The sequence below is a fragment of the Methylobacterium sp. WL18 genome, assembly GCF_008040015.1.
In the GTDB taxonomy this organism is placed as follows: Bacteria; Pseudomonadota; Alphaproteobacteria; order Rhizobiales; family Beijerinckiaceae; genus Methylobacterium; species Methylobacterium mesophilicum.
In genome coordinates this window covers 1-457 of the sequence record NZ_VRVD01001329.1, presented here as the reverse complement: position 1 = coordinate 457, position 457 = coordinate 1, and the positions used below count along the sequence as shown (strand labels likewise).

Genomic DNA, 457 nt, shown 5'->3' with positions numbered 1-457 from the left:
CGCCGCGGCTGCTCCGGGCGGCGGGTCCGCGGCGACCTTCGCGGGTCCGGGTGCGGCGGCCGTCGGGAACGGCTCGAAGGCGTTGGCCACCGCGATCACCAGGCGGCCGACCTCCGCGGCGAGCGCGCGGTCGTAGCCGATCAGGAAGCCGCGCACGCCCTGCGGCCCGGCATCGTACCGAACGTAGGACAGGCCGGTCCCGGTCTCGGCGGTGACCACCAGGGAGTCCGGCCGGCGCAGCTTGTAGGTGACCTTGCGGGTGGGCAGCGGCACGGTCAGCTGGTCGAACAGGCCGTCCACGGTCTCGCCCCCCGGCGGGATGGCGCGGGATTCCAGGGTCACGCGCCCGTCCGCGCTCTGCCAGCGGGTGCCGGCCGGCAGGGCCGTGCGCTTCGAGAGCAGGCGCTCGGGCACGCCGATCGCCGCACCGCTCGCCGGATCGACGGCGACCCGGAAG

General features: G+C 76.4%; 1 pseudogene. It reads right to left on the bottom strand.

Going from position 1 to position 457, the window contains the following annotated elements:
• Positions 1–457, bottom strand: a pseudogene (locus FV228_RS32590) (serine protease); the annotation flags it as partial.